Origin of the sequence: Actinomadura sp. NPDC047616 (genome assembly GCF_040642915.1) — a bacterium.
Classification (GTDB): Bacteria; Actinomycetota; Actinomycetes; order Streptosporangiales; family Streptosporangiaceae; genus Spirillospora; species Spirillospora miaoliensis.
This window is the reverse complement of sequence record NZ_JBEYTB010000005.1, coordinates 1-17666: the sequence shown is the minus strand read 5'-3', so window position 1 is coordinate 17666 and position 17666 is coordinate 1. Positions and strand designations below refer to the sequence as shown.

General features: G+C 73.6%; 13 protein-coding genes and 2 rRNA genes. 9 read left to right on the top strand and 6 right to left on the bottom strand.

Translation table 11 applies throughout. The annotated features are described in order from the left end of the window. Positions 1-65 precede the first annotated feature (65 nt). Both ABZ801_RS13635 and ABZ801_RS13630 read left to right on the top strand, forming a co-directional pair. On the top strand, positions 66-1652 hold the full coding sequence (locus tag ABZ801_RS13635) for an MFS transporter (RefSeq protein WP_360697182.1): 1587 nt from the start codon (positions 66-68) through the stop codon (positions 1650-1652). A gap of 93 nt (positions 1653-1745) precedes the next feature. Further along, complete coding sequence (locus ABZ801_RS13630) at positions 1746-2618, top strand: LysR family transcriptional regulator (RefSeq protein ID WP_344954237.1); 873 nt, start codon at positions 1746-1748, stop codon at positions 2616-2618. 147 nt (positions 2619-2765) lie between these two features. Here ABZ801_RS13630 and ABZ801_RS13625 read toward each other — a convergent pair whose 3' ends face one another. Continuing rightward, positions 2766-3695, bottom strand: a complete 930-nt coding sequence (locus ABZ801_RS13625) for an Lrp/AsnC family transcriptional regulator (RefSeq protein WP_360697178.1) — start codon at positions 3693-3695, stop codon at positions 2766-2768. A gap of 682 nt (positions 3696-4377) precedes the next feature. On the opposite strand from ABZ801_RS13625, the gene ABZ801_RS13620 reads away from it, so the two are divergent. The 5 genes from ABZ801_RS13620 to ABZ801_RS13600 all read left to right on the top strand — a co-directional run bounded on the left by ABZ801_RS13620 (position 4378) and on the right by ABZ801_RS13600 (position 10661). Further along, positions 4378-5814: a GuaB1 family IMP dehydrogenase-related protein gene (locus ABZ801_RS13620; protein WP_360697175.1), complete on the top strand. Its 1437-nt coding sequence runs from the start codon at positions 4378-4380 to the stop codon at positions 5812-5814. A gap of 101 nt (positions 5815-5915) precedes the next feature. Further along, positions 5916-7301 carry an LCP family protein gene (locus tag ABZ801_RS13615; RefSeq protein ID WP_360697172.1) on the top strand — a complete coding sequence of 462 codons (1386 nt, stop codon included), beginning with the start codon at positions 5916-5918 and terminating at the stop codon, positions 7299-7301. Between the two features lie 108 nt (positions 7302-7409). Beyond that, positions 7410-8918 carry an LCP family protein gene (locus tag ABZ801_RS13610; protein ID WP_360697169.1) on the top strand — a complete coding sequence of 503 codons (1509 nt, stop codon included), beginning with the start codon at positions 7410-7412 and terminating at the stop codon, positions 8916-8918. Positions 8919-9015: 97 nt separating this feature from the next. Continuing rightward, positions 9016-10080: an enolase C-terminal domain-like protein gene (locus ABZ801_RS13605; RefSeq protein WP_360697166.1), complete on the top strand. Its 1065-nt coding sequence runs from the start codon at positions 9016-9018 to the stop codon at positions 10078-10080. After that, positions 10077-10661, top strand: coding sequence for an AAA family ATPase (locus tag ABZ801_RS13600; RefSeq protein WP_360697163.1), 585 nt, complete (start codon positions 10077-10079; stop codon positions 10659-10661). The genes ABZ801_RS13605 and ABZ801_RS13600 overlap by 4 nt, the downstream gene beginning before the upstream one ends. A 23-nt stretch (positions 10662-10684) precedes the next feature. Here the strand turns inward: ABZ801_RS13600 and ABZ801_RS13595 are convergent, their stop codons facing one another. Genes ABZ801_RS13595 through ABZ801_RS13585 form a run of 3 tightly spaced genes read right to left on the bottom strand, consistent with a single transcriptional unit; the run spans position 10685 to position 15460 of the window. Then, on the bottom strand, positions 10685-11839 hold the full coding sequence (locus ABZ801_RS13595; RefSeq protein ID WP_360697160.1) for an acyl-CoA dehydrogenase: 1155 nt from the start codon (positions 11837-11839) through the stop codon (positions 10685-10687). After that, positions 11836-13923, bottom strand: coding sequence for a biotin carboxylase N-terminal domain-containing protein (locus ABZ801_RS13590; RefSeq protein WP_360697157.1), 2088 nt, complete (start codon positions 13921-13923; stop codon positions 11836-11838). The genes ABZ801_RS13595 and ABZ801_RS13590 overlap by 4 nt, the downstream gene beginning before the upstream one ends. Before the next feature lie 4 nt (positions 13924-13927). Continuing rightward, positions 13928-15460 carry a carboxyl transferase domain-containing protein gene (locus ABZ801_RS13585; RefSeq protein ID WP_360698164.1) on the bottom strand — a complete coding sequence of 511 codons (1533 nt, stop codon included), beginning with the start codon at positions 15458-15460 and terminating at the stop codon, positions 13928-13930. Between the two features lie 553 nt (positions 15461-16013). Between ABZ801_RS13585 and ABZ801_RS13580 the strand changes: the two genes are divergently transcribed. Further along, positions 16014-16631, top strand: a complete 618-nt coding sequence (locus ABZ801_RS13580) for a TetR/AcrR family transcriptional regulator (RefSeq protein WP_344954253.1) — start codon at positions 16014-16016, stop codon at positions 16629-16631. 116 nt (positions 16632-16747) lie between these two features. Further along, entirely contained in the window at positions 16748-17263 is a 516-nt protein-coding gene (locus tag ABZ801_RS13575; protein ID WP_344954255.1) for a GNAT family protein, read from the top strand. A gap of 60 nt (positions 17264-17323) precedes the next feature. Here ABZ801_RS13575 and rrf read toward each other — a convergent pair. Next, positions 17324-17440: ribosomal RNA gene (gene rrf / locus ABZ801_RS13570) — 5S ribosomal RNA — on the bottom strand. A gap of 133 nt (positions 17441-17573) precedes the next feature. Further along, positions 17574-17666, bottom strand: a 23S ribosomal RNA gene (locus tag ABZ801_RS13565); the annotation flags it as partial.

Sequence of the window (17666 nt, the reverse complement as noted above, 5' to 3'; positions counted from 1 at the left end):
GCTGAACCACGGCCGGCGGCGTGCGACGATGCTTGCATGGCGTCGTACGAGCTGGTCCGGCCCTGATGTCGGACATACGGCTGGGCACCGCCCAGGGCCGCTGGCTGCTGCTGGCCACGGTGCTCGGCTCCAGCGTGGCCCTGCTGGACTCCACGGTGGTGAACGTGGCGCTGCCGCGCCTGGCCCGCGAGCTGGACGCGTCCATGTCGGGCCTGCAGTGGACGGTCAACGCCTACACGCTCACGCTGGCCGGGTTCATCCTGCTGGGCGGCTCGCTGGGCGACCGGTACGGGCGGCGCCGGGTGTTCCTGATCGGCGTGGTGTGGTTCGCGGTCGCCTCGGCGCTGTGCGCGGCGGCGCAGGACGTGGTCATGCTCGTGGCGGCCCGGGCGCTGCAGGGCGCGGGCGGGGCGCTGCTGACGCCGGGCGCGCTGGCGATCATCCAGGCGTCGTTCGCCCCGGACGACCGTCCCCGCGCCGTGGGGGCCTGGTCGGGGCTGGGCGGCGTGGCGGGCGCGGTCGGCCCCTTCGTCGGGGGGTGGCTGGTGGAGGCCGCCGGGTGGCGGTGGGTGTTCCTGCTGAACCTGCCGCTGGCCGCCGTGGTGGTGCTGGTGACGGTGCGGCACGTGCCCGAGAGCGCCGACCCGGGCGCGCACGGCCGCTTCGACGTCCTGGGGGCCGCGCTGGCCGCGCTGGCGCTGGCCGGGGTCACCTACACCCTCACCGAGGCGCCCGAGGGCGCCGTCGGCCCGGTGGTCGCCACGGCGGCGGTGGTGGGCGTGCTCGCGGCGGCGGGGTTCCTGCTCCTCGAACGCTCCCGCGGCCGGGCCCGGAGGGGCGGGGGCGGGCGGCGCGGCCGCCGGGAGGTGCCGCAGCCGATGCTGCCGCTGGAGGTTTTCGGGTCGCGGCAGTTCTCGGCCGTCAACGCCGTCACCTTCGTCATGTACGGCGGGATGGGCGTGATGTTCTTCCTGTTCGTGGTGAACCTGCAGGTGGTGTCGGGGTTCTCGCCCATCGCGGCGGGCACGGCGCTGCTGCCGGTGACGGTGCTGATGCTGCTGCTGTCGTCGCGGGCGGGGGCGCTGGCGCAGCGGATCGGGCCGCGGCTGCCGATGACGGTCGGGCTGGTGGTCGCGGCTGTCGGCATGCTGCTGGTCGGCCGCGTCGGCGCGCACGCCTCCTACGTGCGGGACGTGCTGCCGGCCGTGGCGGTGTTCGGGCTGGGGCTGTCGGCGGTGGTGGCGCCGCTGACCGCGACCGTGCTGGCCACGGTGGACAGCCGGCACGCGGGCGTCGCCAGCGGCGTCAACAACGCGGTGGCGCGCACGGCGGGGCTGCTGGCGGTGGCGGCGATCCCGCCGCTGGCCGGGCTGACCGGCGCCGCCTACGACGATCCGGCGGTGTTCTCCGGCGGGTTCGCCGCGTCGATGCGGGTGTGCGCGGTGATGCTACTGGCCGGGGCCGTGCTGACGGTCCTGACGGTGCGCGACGACGTCCTGCGCGCCGCCCCCGACCACGAACGCGAGCCCCGCTGCAAGAGCCACTGCGCGGTGGGCGCGCCGCCGCTGGAGCCCGACCACGAGCCCGGCCAGGAGGCCGGCCGGCAGGCCGCTCCCCCGCCGGACGCCGCGCCGGGCACGACGCCCCGATAGCACGAGGACGTGCGGCTCGTCCCGCCCGGCGAGCATCGGTCCGGTTCCGGCTATGTCCAGGCCCGAATCGGTTCGTTGGCATACCGTCGGGGCATGAATCTGCGGCAGCTGCGCTATGTCGTGGCGACCGCCGACCACGGGACGATGACGTCGGCGGCACAGGCGCTCTACGTCGCCCAGCCCGCGCTGTCGCGGGCGGTCCGCGAGCTGGAACGCGAGCTCGGCGTGGAGCTGTTCGCCCGCTCCGGCCGCGGTGTCGTGCTCACCCCGGTCGGCGAGCAGGTGGTGCGGCAGGCCCGCGTCGCCCTGGGCGCGATCGAGGCGATCGAGGGGCTGTCGGTGACGCGCGCCGACGGGCGGGGGGCCGAGCTGCGCGTGGCCACCCAGCCGTCCCTGGAGCCGGAGCTGACCGGGGGGCTGCTGCCGCGCTTCGCCCGCGAGCAGCCCGCGGTGCGGGTGCGCGTGGTGCGCTGCGCGGGCCGCGACGTGGTGGCCGCGGCGCTGCGCGCCGGGCGCGCCGACCTGGCCGTGACCGACCTGCCGGTGCCCGGCGACCTGGTCGCCCACCCGCTGGAGGAGCGGGAGGTGGTGCTGGTCTCCCCGCCCGGCCTCGGGCTGCGCGAGCCGGTGCCGCCGGCGGCGCTGGACGGCCTGCGCCTGATCATGCCCGCCCGCGGCGGGGCCCGCCGCGCCGAGCTGGACGCGATGCTGGCGCACTTCGGTGTCAGGCCGGTGCCCGCGGTGGAGTCCGACGAGCGCTCCGCCTGGCTGGACTGGGTGCGCGCGGGCCTGGGCTCACTGGTGTGGTACCGCAACCAGGTCGAGGACACCGGCGGGCTGGTGGTCCGCTCGTTCGGCCCGCCGCTGACCCGCCTGATCGCCCTGGTGCACGCGCACCGCCGGCTGTCCCCGGCGGCCCGCGACTTCCTGGCGTTCGCCAAGGAGACCGCCCGCGACCACCGCTGACCCGCCACCGGCCCGCCACTGGCCCGCCGCCGACCCGCCACTGCCCCATGCGGGGCGGGGGCCGCGCGCGGGCCCGGCCGTCGGGGTGGAAGCGCTCCCGTGACGGCCGGACCGTTGCGCGAGGCGACCGGGGCCGCCGGTGAGGGGTCAGTGACCGCCGGGGCGGACGGCTCCGTTGAGCGGCTTGTCCGGCAGCTCGACGGCGTAGGACTCCTTCACCACGTCCAGGTGATGCCAGGACTCGCGGACGGTGGCGCCGGGCACCGCCCGGATGGCGTCCAGCACCGACACCAGTTCGGCGCGGGAGGGCGCCTCGGCCTGCCCGACGATGTCGTACCGGCCGAAGCCGGTCGCCACGTAGCGCACGCCGTCCTGCTCGGCGACCGCCTCGGCGACGCGTCGCAGCCCGCCGGTGACCACCAGCCCGAAGCCGCCCAGCTCGCGGGCGCCCAGGGCGTGGGGGTCGGCCAGCCCGGTCACCTGGATGACGCCGGAGCGCATCAGGCGGACCACGCGGGCCCGGGTGGCGGCCTGCGACAGGCCGATGATGTTGGCCAGCCGGGTGTAGGGGGCGCGGCCGTCGCGCTGCAGCTCCTGCAGCAGCCGCCAGTCGATGTCGTCGAGGCTGACCTCGCCCAGCTCGCGCACCACCGAGTGGGTGTCGCGGACCGTGGTCACCGAGCGGAACACCTCCGCGGCGCGCACGCCCGGCACCGAGCGGATGTGGTCCACCTCGGCGGCCAGGGCCGCGTCGTCGCGGGTGCGCACCTGGGCGACCAGGTCGTGCGGGCCGGCCGTCAGCGCGGCGAAGCTGACCGCGGGCCTGGCGGCGATGATCCCGGCGACCTCCCGGGCCGAGCCGTCGACGGTGACCGAGACGTGCCCGATCGCCTCCGCGCCGACCACCGCGGCGTGCACGATGCCGACGACGCGCACCACCTCGGACTCGAGAAGGTGCTGCACCCGCGCCCGCACGGCCGTGCGGGACAGCCCGACGCGGTCGGCGAGCGCCTGGAACGTCGCCCTGCCATCCCGCTGGAGCTCGCGGACGAGCACGGCGTCGACCGCATCCAGCACGGCTCTCCTCCTCGACACGCAATGAATCGATTTGCCAATGACTGCAAGATCATTCCATTCGGGGACGGTCTGACGTCAAATATTGATCTTGCTCGTGTTCGTCCTGCCCGGCGACCGTCGATGCGTCGGCGTCCGGTCGCGGCGGCGACGATCGGGTGCCGCGTAAACCGGTACGACAGCGCAACGCCGGTCGGATCATCGTGCGCGGACGGTGACGCTGGGCGACGGCGCGGCACCGGACGACATTGCGACGATCACCTGCCGGACGGGACGGACCCCCGCGCGGGCGGACGCGGCACACCGGGGTCGCCAGCGTGACATGCATGCGCTTCTCCCGGTGTTCTGCTGTGACGCCTCCTACGGGAAGCAGCCGTCCGCGTGAGGCACATGTAAGAAAACTGCAACGAGCCGACAGGATCGTCAAGAGGTAACTTTACAGAGAGCGAAACCTCACGTTGCCCACATATCGACTCTTGCCCGCCCCAACACACCGGCCACGCGAGAATGCGCTGGCAGGGGCCTCGAAGCCACCTCGCCGTCACCCTCAGGTAGTACGCACACCGACCCCGCGGGATGCGCGGGCGGCGCCGGAGATGCCCGGCTTGGCGGAAGCACCCGGGGGTATGGATCACAATGTACGGTGATCCAGCCAGTTTGACCGCGATTGGTGTGTAGTAGAGCCGTGCGCCTGCTGAACGGTGAGCACCTCGCTCACGACCTCACGTATAACGACGTTTTCATGGTCCCCCGGCGTTCCCCGGTCGGGTCACGGCTGGAGGTGGACCTGTCCACCGCCGACGCCAGCGGGACCACCGTGCCGATCGTGGTCGCCAACATGACGGCCGTGTCCGGCCGGCGGATGGCCGAGACGATCGCCCGCCGCGGCGGCGTCGCGGTGATCCCCCAGGACATCCCCGTCGAGGTGGTCTCCGAGGTGATCGGGTGGGTCAAGCGCCGCCATCTGGTGTACGACACCGCGATCCGCCTGGACCCGCACTCGACCGCGGGCGAGGCGCTGGCGCTGCTGCACAAGCGCGCCCACGGCGCCGTGATCGTCGTCGAGGACGACCGTCCCGTCGGGGTGGTCACCGAGGCCGACTGCCAGGGCGTGGACCGCTTCGCCCAGCTTCGCGACATCATGTCCCGCGACCTGGTGACGCTGCCCGACGGCGTCGACCCGCACGAGGCGTTCGACCGGCTGCACGGGCGCGGGCACCGGCTCGCCCCGGTCGTCGACGAGCACGGCCGCCTGGCCGGCGTCCTCACCCGCACCGGCGCGCTGCGCGCCACCCTGTACACGCCCGCCGTGGACGCCGCCGGGCGGCTGCGCGTCGCCGCGGCCGTCGGCGTGAACGGGGACGTGGCGGGCAAGGCCAAGGCGCTGCTGGAGGCGGGCGCGGACCTGCTGGTCGTGGACACCGCGCACGGCCACCAGGACAAGATGATCAGCGCCCTGCGGGCGGTGCGCGGGCTGGACCCGTCCGTGCCGGTCGTGGCGGGCAACGTGGTCACCGCCGAGGGCGTGCGCGACCTGGTGGAGGCGGGCGCCGACATCGTCAAGGTCGGCGTCGGGCCGGGCGCGATGTGCACCACGCGGATGATGACCGGGGTGGGCCGCCCGCAGTTCTCCGCGGTGCTGGAGTGCGCCGCCGAGGCGCGCCGCCTGGGCCGGCACGTGTGGGCCGACGGCGGCGTCCGGCACCCGCGCGACGTGGCGCTGGCCCTGGCCGCCGGCGCCGCCAACGTGATGATCGGCTCCTGGTTCGCCGGGACCTACGAGTCGCCGGGCGACCTGCAGCGCGCCGCCGACGGACGGCTCTACAAGGAGAGCTTCGGCATGGCCTCGGCGCGCGCGGTGCGGCTGCGCACCTCCGAGGACTCCCCCTTCGACCGGGCCCGCAAGGCCCTGTTCGAGGAGGGCATCTCCACCTCCCGCATGTACCTGGACCCCCAGCGTCCCGGCGTGGAGGACCTGCTCGACTCGATCGTGGCCGGGCTGCGCAGCGCCTGCACCTACGCGGGCGCCCGCACGCTGGAGGAGTTCCACGAGCGCGCGGTCGTCGGCGTGCAGAGCGCCTCCGGCTACGCCGAGGGAATGCCGCTGGCCACGAGCTGGTAGACGGCGGGTCCGAAAACCACAACCGGCCGCGTCCGCGATGGCATGGACGGTGACGGCCGTTCGACCCTGTCCCCCCGAGACGGTTCGGAGGGAGAGGCGACATGGACGGCGACGCGCCGTGGCGCGGGCTCGGGGAGACGCTGCTGGTCACGGCGGTGTCGGCGGTGCTTCCCGGCATGGCGCACCTGCGCGCGGGACGGGTCCGTACGGGCACGGCGCTGCTGCTGTCCTACACGCTGGCGCTGAGCGGCCTGGTGCTGGCCGCCGGCCGGTTGTGGTCGGCGCTCGTGGACGCGGCCGTCCGCCCGGATCGCCTGGCCGGGCTGGTCCTCGGCTGCGTGGCGCTGGCCGGGCTGTGGACGCTGCTGATCGTCCACTCCTACGTCGTGCTGCGCCCCGGCGGGCTGGCGTGGTCGCTGCGGTTCGTCGGCGGCGCCGCCGTCGCGGTGATCTGCGCGCTGGCCGCTCTTCCGCCGCTGACCGTGGCGCACTACGGCACGCTGCAACGCGACCTGCTCGACCGCGTCTTCCCCGGACGCGCCCCCGCCCCGGCCGCGCTGCCGTCCACCAGCCCCGGCGCCGCCCCGCCGCCCCCCACGGCGCCGCCCGCCGCCGAGGAGCCGCCGGCGTTGCCGCCCCGCCTGGACGTGCTGCTGATCGGCGCCGACGCCGACGTCACCCGTCCGGGGCTGCGCACCGACAGCATGACCGTCGCCAGCATCGACACCCGCACCGGCCGCACGCTGCTGCTGGGCCTGCCGCGCAACCTGCAGCGCGTGCCGGTGTGGTCGGGCCGCGGGCACGTCCCCTTCCCCCCGGAGGAGCTGCTCAACGCCGTGTACGCGCTCGGCAACGCCCGTCCGGGCGTCCTGGCGGGCGGCGACGGCCGCCGCGTCCGCGATCCCGGCGCCGAGCTGCTGAAGCGGACCGCCGGTCACATCCTGGGCCGTCCGGTGCCCTACTACGCCATGGTCGACATGCGCAGCTTCCGGGAGCTCGTCGACGCGATGGGCGGCGTGCGGGTGTGCGTCGGCCGGCCCGTGCCCGTGCCGCGCGAGCAGATCCCCCGGGGACGGCTGAAACGCGGCTGCCAGCGGCTGAGCGGACGCGAGGCCCTCTGGTACGGGCGGTCGCGCACCGGCTCCGACGACTACGACCGGATGGCCCGGCAGAAGTGCCTGATGTGGGCGATCGCCCGGCAGGCCCGCCCGCTGCCGGTGCTGCGCGGCTTCCAGCGGCTGTCGCGGACCGTCACCCGCTCGGTCAGCACCGACCTGCCGCGCGGCATGCTGCCCGAGCTGGTGCGGCTGGCCGGGCGGGTGCGCGGCGCCGAGGTCGCCGGGCTGCAGTTCGTGCCGCCGCTGATCCGCACCGGCGACCCCGACTACCGCGCCATCCGGCGGATGACCGCCAGGGCGGTCGCGGCGTCCCAGAACGGAAGCGCCAACGCCGCCGGCTTGCATATGCTCGGTAAAAGCTGCGCCTAACATGTCGCGGAGGGCTACGGCCCACGGCTCCGCAACCCTGAGACGGTTTCGCGCGTCCATAATGTAGGCGGGAGCCTGTTTTCAGCGTGCGTGGGGATCGGAGCGTACATGGCGAGTCGGTCGGCGGCGCGTCCCGCCTCTGAGGAGGAAGAGGACGCAGAGGGCACCGCCCCCAGAACCCGCGGGCTCCTGCGCGCGCTCGGGCTGACCCTGGCGTCCACTCTGGTGTGGGGCGTGGCGCACCTGCGGGTGGGCCGCCGCTGGGCGGGGGCGCTGCTGCTGGCCCTGTTCCTGGCGCTGGCCTCCGCCGGCACGGTCGCCGGGCTGTTCTTCCGCTCCGACCTGCTGCAGCTGGCCGTGCGCCCGGACTGGCTGACGGGCCTGGCCGCCGGAATCCTCACGCTGGGCCTGCTGTGGATCACCGTGGTGATCCGCTCGTACCAGATCGTGCGGCCCGAGACGATGTCGCTGGGCGCGCGCAGCGCGGGCGTGGCGGGGGTCATCCTGCTGTGCTTCGCGGTCGCGCTGCCGACCGCCTGGGCCGGATACAGCACCTACCTCTACCGGGACGCGCTGACCAGCATCTTCCGCACCGGCGACAGCCACGGCCGCCCCATCAACATCAAGGACCCGTGGAACGGGCAGCGCCGCGTCAACGTGCTGCTGCTGGGCGGCGACGCGGCCGCCAACCGCGAGGGCGTGCGCACCGACAGCATGACGGTGGCCAGCATCGACACCAAGACCGGCGACACCGTCCTGCTCAGCCTGCCGCGCAACCTGGAGCGGGTGCCGATGCCGCAGGGCCCGGCCCGCGACCGCTTCCCCTACGGCTTCACCGGCGACGGCCCCGCCACCCCGGGCCTGCTCAACGAGGTCTACCAGTACGCCGAGGACCACCCCGACGTCGTCCCCGGCGCCCGCAAGAACGAGCGCGGCCCCGAGCTGCTCAAGGCCACCATCAGCGGCATCCTCGGCATCCCCGTCGACTACTACGTGCTGGTCGACATGTTCGGCTTCGCCGACATCATCGACGCCATCGGCGGCGTCAAGATCAAGATCACCCAGCCGATCTCCTACGGCCTGGAGGGCGGCGTGCTGCAGCCCGGCGACCGCACGCTGTCCGGCAAGGAGGCGCTGTGGTACGGCCGGTCCCGCACCAACAGCGACGACTACACCCGGATGGGACGGCAGAAGTGCCTGCTGCGCGCCATCGCCCGGCAGGCCGACCCGCGGACCGTGCTGACCAGCTTCGACCGGCTGGCCGCCGCCACCAAGCGCGCGATCGCCACCGACATCCCGCAGGAGCTGCTGCCGGCGTTCATCACCCTGTCCAACCGGTTCAACGACGGCGGCCAGGTCACCAGCCTGCAGTTCGTGCCGCCGCTGATCTACACCGGCAACCCCGACTTCGCGCTGATCCGCCGCCTGGCGGCCCAGGCCGTGGCCACCTCGCCCGAGAGCGCCTCCCCCTCGGCGTCGCCGTCGGCGTCGGCGTCGCCGTCGGCGTCCGCGTCGCGTTCGACCTCGCCCCAGGCCGGCCGGACCCCGGGCGCCACCTCGTCCAAGCAGCCCACCCGGCAGACCAAGCCGGTGTCGCTGGACGCCACCTGCCCCTGACGCCTCCCGCCGTCCGGGCTCATCTGGGTGTCGGCACAGGTCCCCGAAGGGGGGATCATGGAGGGTGAGAGTTTCTCCTCCGGGAAGGACGACACGGGTGCCCCAGGTCCATGGGTGTGACGTCTTCCGCGTGGCCATGCCGCGCGGACGGCGACCCGAAAGCATCCTCGTGCGGCTCACCGACAGCGGCGGCACGGTCGGCTGGGGCGAGGTCGCCGTCCCGGACGGGTCCCGCGGCCCCGACCCCGTCTGGGCCGACATCGAGGAACGGATGGGCCCGGCGGTCCTCGGCCTGGAATGGGACCGCCCCGAGGACGTGTCCGCCGTCGCCGACCTCGGCTCCCACCGCGCCGCCGCGGCCGTCGACATGGCCTGCTGGGACCTGTGGTGCCGGGAGCGGGGCCTGCCGCTCGCGCACGCCCTCGGCGGCACCCGCACCTCCATCGTCACCGGCGTGCGCATCACCCCCGAACCGATGCTCGAGACGGTGGTGACCCGCGTCAACCAGGCGGTCGGCGCCGGGCACACCCGTGTCACGGTCCAGGTACGCCCCGGCTGGGACATCGAACCCGTGCGCGCCATCCGGCACGCCTACCCGGCGCTGGCGATGGTCGCCGACGCCGGCCACGCCTACACCGAGTCGCCCGAGCACCTGCGGGTGCTGGAGGCCCTGGACGCCTACGGGCTGCTCGCCGTCGAACGCCCCTTCCCCGCCGACGACCTGAGCGCGCACGCCCGCCTGCAACGCCAGATCGCCACCGCCGTCGCCCCCGAGGTCGGCGACCCCGACACCCTGGAGGCCGCCCTGTCCATGGAGGCGGGCCGCGTGCTCAACCTGCGCGTCTGCGAACTCGGCGGCCTCACCGCGGCGCGCAGCGCCCACGACCTGGCCTACGCGGCCGGATGGGACGTGTGGTGCACCGGGACGGGCGCGTTCGGCATCGGCCAGGCCGCCGCCGTGGCGCTGGCCGCCCTGCCCGGCTGCACGCTGCCCAGCGACGTCACCGACCCGGCGGGCGGCCCGGCGTTCGTGTCGCCGCCGGTGCGCTCGTCCGGCGGCATGGTCGGCGTCCCCCTCACCCAGCCGGGCCTCGGCCACCAGATCGACGAGGAGCGCATCGGCCGCCTCGCCCGCCGCCGCACCCGGATCCCCACCACATGAGCGAGCAGGAGCGGCACGGAACGGTCTGGGTCGTGGCGGGGGCTCCCGGCGGCGGCAAGTCGACCGTGGCGGCGCTGCTGCTGGCACGCCTGCGTCCGGTGCCCGCGCTGCTCGACAAGGACACCATGTACGGGCCGTTCGTCGCCGCCACCCTGGCGGCGCACGGACGCGACCCGGGCGAACGCGAGGGCCCCTGGTACGACGAGCACGTCAAACGGCACGAGTACGACGGGATGACCGCCACCGCCCGTGAGATCCGCTCCCACGGCTGCCCGGTGCTGCTGAACGGCCCGTTCACCGGCCAGATCCGCTGCCCCGAGCGGTGGGCCGGGTGGGTGGACGCGCTCGGCGGGGCGCCGGTGCGGCTGGTGTGGATCCGCACCGACGCCGCCACGCTGCGGCACCGCCTGACCGCCCGCGGCCTGGAACGCGACCGCGGCAAGCTCGCCGCGTTCGACGCGTTCGTCGCGCGGATGCGGCCGGACGAGCCGCCGCCCGTCCCTCACACCGAGATCGACAACCGGCTGTCGGCGCCTGTGGACCTGGACGAGCAGGTCGCCCGCCTGGCTGGGGCGTCCTAGCGGGCCGGTCCACGTACGACCTGCTAGTACGACTTGGGCAGGCCCAGGGAGTGCTGGGCCACGAAGTTGAGGATCATCTCGCGGCTGACCGGCGCGATCCGCATCAGCCGCACCACCCCGGCGAGCATGCCGACGCCGTACTCGGTGGTCAGCCCGTTGCCGCCGTGGGTCTGGATCGCCTGGTCCACGCAGCGCACCGCGGCCTCGGCGGCGGCGTACTTGGCCATGTTGGCGGCCTCGCCCGCGCCCGCGTCGTCGCCCTCGTCGTACAGCCAGGCCGCCTTCTGCCCCATCAGCCGCGCCAGCTCCAGCTCGATCTTGGCCTGGGCGAGCGGATGCGCGATGCCCTGGTGCGTCCCGATGGGCGCGCGGAACACCTGCCGGTCCTTGGCGTAGGCGACGGCCTTCCCGAGCGCCAGCCGGCCGATGCCCGCGCCCATCGCAGCCGCCATGATCCGCTCGGGGTTGAGCCCGGCGAACAACTGCAGCAGCCCGCCGTCCTCGTCGCCGACCAGCGCCTCGTACGGCAGCCGCACCTCGTCCAGGTGCAGGACGAACTGCTTCTCCGGGGAGACGATCTCCATCTCGATCGGTGTCCGGGTGAACCCGGGCGCGTCGGTCGGCACGATGAACAGCGACGGCCGCAGCGTGCCCTTCTGGTCCTCGGTACGGCCGACGACCATCACCGCGTCGGCCTCGTCCACCCCGGAGATGAACGTCTTCTGCCCGGTGAGCACCCACCCGTCGCCGTCGCGGCGCGCGGTGGTGGTGATGCGGTGGGAGTTGGACCCCGCGTCCGGCTCGGTGATCGCGAACGCCATCGTCACCGACCCGTCGGCGAACCGCGGCAGCCACTGCTTCTTCTGCTCGGCCGTGCCGGACCGCGCGATGATCGTCGCGCAGATCGCCGGGGACACCACCATGAGCAGCAGCGGGCAGCCCGCCGCGGCCAGCTCCTCGCACACCGCCGCCAGGTCGCCGATGCCGCCGCCCCCGCCGCCGTACTCCTCGGGCACGTTGACGCCCAGGTACCCCAGCCGCCCCGCCTCGGCCCACAGCTCGCTGGTCTTCTCCCCGCTGCGCGCCTTCTCGACGTAGTACGCGGGCCCGTACTCAGCACCCAGGGCGGCCACGGCCTCGCGCAGGGCCCGCCGCTCCTCACTCTCCACGAAACTCACTCGGGATTCCCTTCGGACGATGACGGCTCACCGGACGGCGACGGCTCGCCGGGCGGCGACGGCTCGCCGGGCGGCGACGGCTCATCGGACGGCGACGGCTCGGCGATCACGGCGAGGACGGCACCCGCCTCCACCTGCTGCCCGGCGGTCACGTTCACCTCGGCCACGATCCCGGCGGCCGGGGCGGCGATGGCGTGCTCCATCTTCATCGCCTCCAGCACGACCAGCGTCCGCCCCTCGGCCACGGCGGCGCCGGGCTCGGCGTCAACCCGCACGACCGTGCCGGGCATCGGCGCCAGCAGCGACCCGGGCGCCACCAGGTCCCCCGGATCGGCGAAGCGCGGCAGCGCCCGCAGCGCCACCGGCCCCAGCGGCGAGTCGACGAACAGCCGGTCGCCGACGGCCCGCACGCGGAACACCCGCCGCACCCCGGCCACGTCCAGCGTCACCGCCACCTCGCCCCTCGCCTCGCCGGTGACGACGGCGCCGGCCAGGCCCACGTCATCGTGCCCCTCGGCGAACAGGCCGCCGCGTCCCAGCCGGTAGGCGACCTCCAGCACCGCGCCGTCCGGCCCTTCGAACGTCTTGCGCTGCGGCTGCGAAGGCAGGTTGCGCCACCCGGACGGCAGGCCCCGCTGCACCGGCGCGGCGGCCCGGTTCAGCTCGGCGTCGGCCAGCGCCGCCGCCAGCGCCGACAGCCGCACGGCGCGCTCGCCGGCCAGCGGCGCGGCCAGCACGTCCAGGCCCACCCGGTCGAGATACCCGGTGTCGGTGTCCCCGGCCAGGAACGCCGGCTCGGCCAGCACCCGGGCCAGCAGATCACGGTTGGTGGTGACGCCGTGCAGGCGCGCCCCCGTGAGAGCGGCGCGGAGCCTGCGCGCCGCACCGCCCCGGGTCGCCTCCCACGCGATGACCTTGGCGAGCATCGGGTCGTAGTGGACGCCGACCTCGCTGCCGTCCCGCACCCCCGCGTCCAGCCGCAGCCCGTACGCGCCGCCACGCCCCGGATCGCCGAACGCGGCGTCCACCCCCGGAACGTCGAACGTGTGCAGGACCCCGCTGCCCGGCCGCCACCCCGCGGCGGGATCCTCCGCGTACAGGCGCACCTCGATCGCGTGCCCGGCACGGGGCGCCGGAGGCTCGGCGGGCAGCACCCGGCCCTCGGCCACCTCGATCTGCAGCCGCACCAGGTCCACCCCGTACAGGCACTCGGTGACCGGATGCTCCACCTGCAGCCGCGTGTTCATCTCCAGGAAGAAGAACCGCCCGTCCCCGGCCAGCAGGAACTCCACCGTGCCCGCGCCGACGTAGCCGATCGCGCGGGCCGCGTCGACCGCCGCCGCGCACAGCCGCGCGCGCAGCTCCGGCGTGACTGCCGGCGACGGCGCCTCCTCCACGATCTTCTGGTGGCGGCGCTGGATCGAGCACTCCCGCTCGCCCAGCGCCCACACCGTGCCGTGCCGGTCGGCCAGCACCTGCACCTCGATGTGCCGGGCCCGCTCCAGCAGCGGCTCGCAGAACACCGCCGGGTCGCCGAACGCCGACTGCGCCTCCCGCCGGGCCGCCGCGACGGCGTCGGCGAGGTCGCCCAGCGCCCGCACGACCCGCATGCCGCGTCCACCGCCGCCCGCCGACGCCTTCACCAGGATCGGCAGGTCGCCGGCCGTCACCGCGTCCGGGTCCAGCTCCGGCAGCACCGGCACGCCCGCCGCGGCCATCAGCTTCTTGGCCTCGATCTTCGACCCCATCGCCGCGATCGCCTCGGGCGGCGGGCCGATCCACGTCAGCCCCGCCGCCACCACCGCACGGGCGAACTCGGCGTTCTCCGACAGGAACCCGTAGCCGGGATGCACCGCGTCCGCCCCCGCCGCCCGCGCCGCCGCCACGATCAGGTCGCCGCGCAGGTAGGTGTCGGCGGGCGTCACGCCCGGCAGCCGCACCGCCGCGTCCGCCTCGGCCACGTGCGGGGCACCGTGATCGGCGTCGGAGAACACCGCCACCGTGCCGATCCCCAGATCGCGGCAGGTACGGAACACACGGCGGGCGATCTCGCCGCGATTGGCCGCCAGCACAGACTCGATCATGGCCTCACATCCGGAAGACGCCGAAGCCCTCGGCCCCGGCCACGGGCGCGTTGTGGATCACCGACAGGCAGATGCCGAGAACGGTGCGGGTGTCGCGCGGGTCGATCACCCCGTCGTCGTAGAGCCGCCCGGACAGGAAGAACGGCAGCGACTCGGCCTCGATCTGCGACTCGACCATCTCCCGCATGGCCCGGTCCTGCGCCTCGTCGTAGACCTGCCCGCGCGCCTCGGCGGCCTGCCGCGCCACGATCGACAGCACCCCGGCCAGCTGCTGCGGCCCCATCACCGCCGACTTCGCGCTCGGCCACGTGAACAGGAAGCGCGGATCGTACGCCCGGCCGCACATGCCGTAGTTCCCCGCCCCGTACGAGGCGCCCATGACGATCGAGACGTGCGGCACCCGGCTGTTGGCCACCGCGTTGATCATCAGCGCGCCGTGCTTGATGATGCCCGCCTGCTCGTACTCCTTGCCGACCATGTAGCCGGTGGTGTTGTGCAGGAACAGCAGCGGCGTGTCCGTCTGGTTGGCCAGCTGGATGAACTGCGCGGCCTTCTGCGCCTCCTGGCTGAACAGCACGCCCTGCGCGTTGGCCAGGATCCCCACCGGATACCCGTGCAGGCGCGCCCAGCCCGTCACCAGGCTGGCCCCGTAGAGCGGCTTGAACTCGTCGAACTCCGAGCCGTCCACGATCCGCGCGATCACCTCGCGCGGGTCGAACGGCGTCCGCAGATCCTCGGGGACGATGCCCGCCAGCTCCTCGGCGTCGTACAGCGGCTCGCGGACCGGCCCCGGCGCCGGCCCCAGCCTGCGGTGGTTGAGCCGCGCCACGATCTGCCGGCCCAGGCGCAACGCGTCCGGCTCGTCCACGGCCATGTAGTCGGCCAGCCCGGACATCCGCGCGTGCATCTCGGCGCCGCCCAGCTCCTCGTCGTCGGCCTCCTCACCGGTGGCCATCTTCACCAGCGGCGGCCCGCCCAGGAACACCTTCGCCCGCTCCCGGACCATGACCACGTGGTCGCACATCCCCGGGATGTACGCCCCGCCCGCCGTGGAGTTGCCGAACACCAGCGCGATCGTGGGGATCCCCGCCGCCGACAGCCGGGTCAGGTCGCGGAACATCCGCCCGCCCGGAATGAAGATCTCCTTCTGCGAGGGCAGATCGGCGCCGCCCGACTCCACCAGGTTGATCACCGGCAGCCGGTTCTCCAGCGCGATGTCGGACGCGCGGAAGCTCTTGCGCACCGTCCACGGATTGCTGGACCCGCCCCGGACCGTCGGATCATTGGCGACGATCATGCATTCGACGCCCTCGACGACCCCGATACCGGTGACCACACTCGCGCCGACGGGAAAGTCGGTGCCCCACGCGGCCAGCGGACTCAGCTCCAGGAACGGCGAGTCCGGGTCGAGCAGCAACTCGATCCGCTCGCGCGCCAGCAGCTTGCCGCGTTTACGATGCCGGGCCACGTACTTCTCCCCGCCCCCGGCCAGCGCCTTGGCATGCTCGGCCTCCAGCTCGGCCAGCTTCGCGAGCATCGCCGCGCGCCGTTCCCGGTAGACGGGACTGCCCACGTCGAGCGAACTGCGCAACGGCCGGGCGGTGCCGCGGCCGGCCGTCATGCTCCGAGTGCCCATCACCGCTCACCCCTCCACGAGATCAGCAAGCCGGCCACCTTTACGTCGTAGATTCCAACCCGCCCAGCGCCGCGATGCCCACCGCGGCTCGGCGACGGGAGGCGGCCGGCGACCGACCCGAGCCGCCCCGGCACGCCCCCAGGCCAAGGTGACATCCCATCGACGCCCAGCCTCGCGTGCAGCATGGCCCCGCTCCTCCCGCCCTGCCTCCGTGAGACACGACGGAAGCCGCCGTGGGGTGGGCGGCCGCCCGCGCCCCAGCTCGCGGCGGGACGCCCGCGGCAGCACGGCGTCATGAGCACGCCCGGGCCGGGACGCCGTCACGACTCGACGGCGGGCGATCGCCGCGGTTCGGTCATGGGTGAACCCTGCCACTCCGCCGCGAAGAAATCAATCGTGCTTGATTGTTTTTGGCCCGGACGGTCTGGTTGACTGGAACGCCATGGAACCGAGGGTGTCGAACGCGCAGGCGGTGCGCGAGCCGCGGCAGGACCGCAGCCGCGCCACCCGGCAGCGGCTGCTGGAGGCCGCCGTCGACTGCCTGTCATCCCTCGGCTGGGGCCGCACGACCGTCGCCGTGGTCGCCGAACGCGCCGGGGTGTCCCGGGGCGCCGCGCAGCACCACTTCCGCACCCGCGAGGAACTGGTGACGGCCGCCGTCGAGTACGGCACCGAGGTGCGCCTGCAGCGGGTGCGCGAGCATCTCAACGCCTTGGCGGGGCGGCGCCTGCCGACCCTGGACGTCCTCACGATGCTCGCGGAGATGTACACCAGCCCGCTGTTCCGCGCGGCCCTGCAACTGTGGGTCGCCGCCAGCTCGGACGAACAGTTGCGCGCCCAGGTCGTTCCGCTGGAGGCGCGTGTGGGACGGGCGGCGCACCGCCTCACCGTGGAGGCCCTCGGCGCGGACGAGTCCGTCCCCGGCGTGCGCGAGGCCGTTCAGGCCACGCTCGACCTGGTCCGCGGCCTCGGCCTGGCCGACCTCCTCACCGACGACTCCGCCCGCCGCTCCCGCCTGCTGCGGCAGTGGGCTTCGACCCTCGACCTGGTTCTGCGGGATCACACCGCCTGAAGATCTCGTTGAGCGTCAGCCTGACGCCGCGGTGCCCCTCGTACGAGTTGCCAGGATGTTTAAGTCTTGACCTGTTTCCTGGCGGTCTGACCGGAGACGCCCTACCGTTGCTGATCATGACAGTTGATCAAGTCGCGTTGCGTCCGGTCTTCGAAATGGATCTGCCGCTGCTCGACCGATTCGCATTGGACCCCGAATTCACCAGCCCGTTTCAGTGGTTCGGCTGGAGCGATCCCGGCCGGCTGCGGCGCCAATGGGCGGACAACGGACTGCTGGGGGACGACGGCGGCCGTCTCATGGTGGTGCGCGGCGCCGAACGCCTCGGCTTCATGGCCTGGCGCAAGATCGTGACCGGCACTGGCTCGTACTGCTGGAACATCGGCATCATCCTGCTGCCGGACGCACGCGGCCACGGCTACGGCGCGCAGGCCCAACGCCTGCTGGCCCGTTATCTGTTCGCCCACACCCAGGCGATGCGCGTCGAGGCCGACACGGAGGTCTCCAACGTGGCCGAGCAACGCTCCTTGGAGAAGGCCGGGTTCACGCGCGAGGGCGTCTTGCGAAGCTACGCGTTCCGCGACGGCGAGTGGCGCGACGCCGTCGTCTACAGCATCCTCCGCAACGAGATCTGAATCTGCTCCGGAAATGCGGAAGGCCCCCGCCGTCACGGCGGGGGCCTTCCAGAAGAGAATGTCCGGCGGCGTCCTACTCTCCCACACAGTCTCCCATGCAGTACCATCGGCGCTGAAGAGCTTAACTACCGGGTTCGGAATGGGACCGGGTGTTTCCCCTTCGCCAAAACCACCGAACAACCAACACCAACCCGACGAGCGGGCCGGCAAGCCTAAAATCCAGTTATCAACAACGGGTTCCCGTTTGTTTCCTGGGAACCGCACAGGGACGCGAACACCACACAACAGCAGACACATTCGCCAGAATATGTGTGTCAAGCCACTCGGCCTATTAGTACCAGTCCACTCCACACCTCACGATGCTTCCATGCCTGGCCTATCAACCCAGTCGTCTACTGGAGGC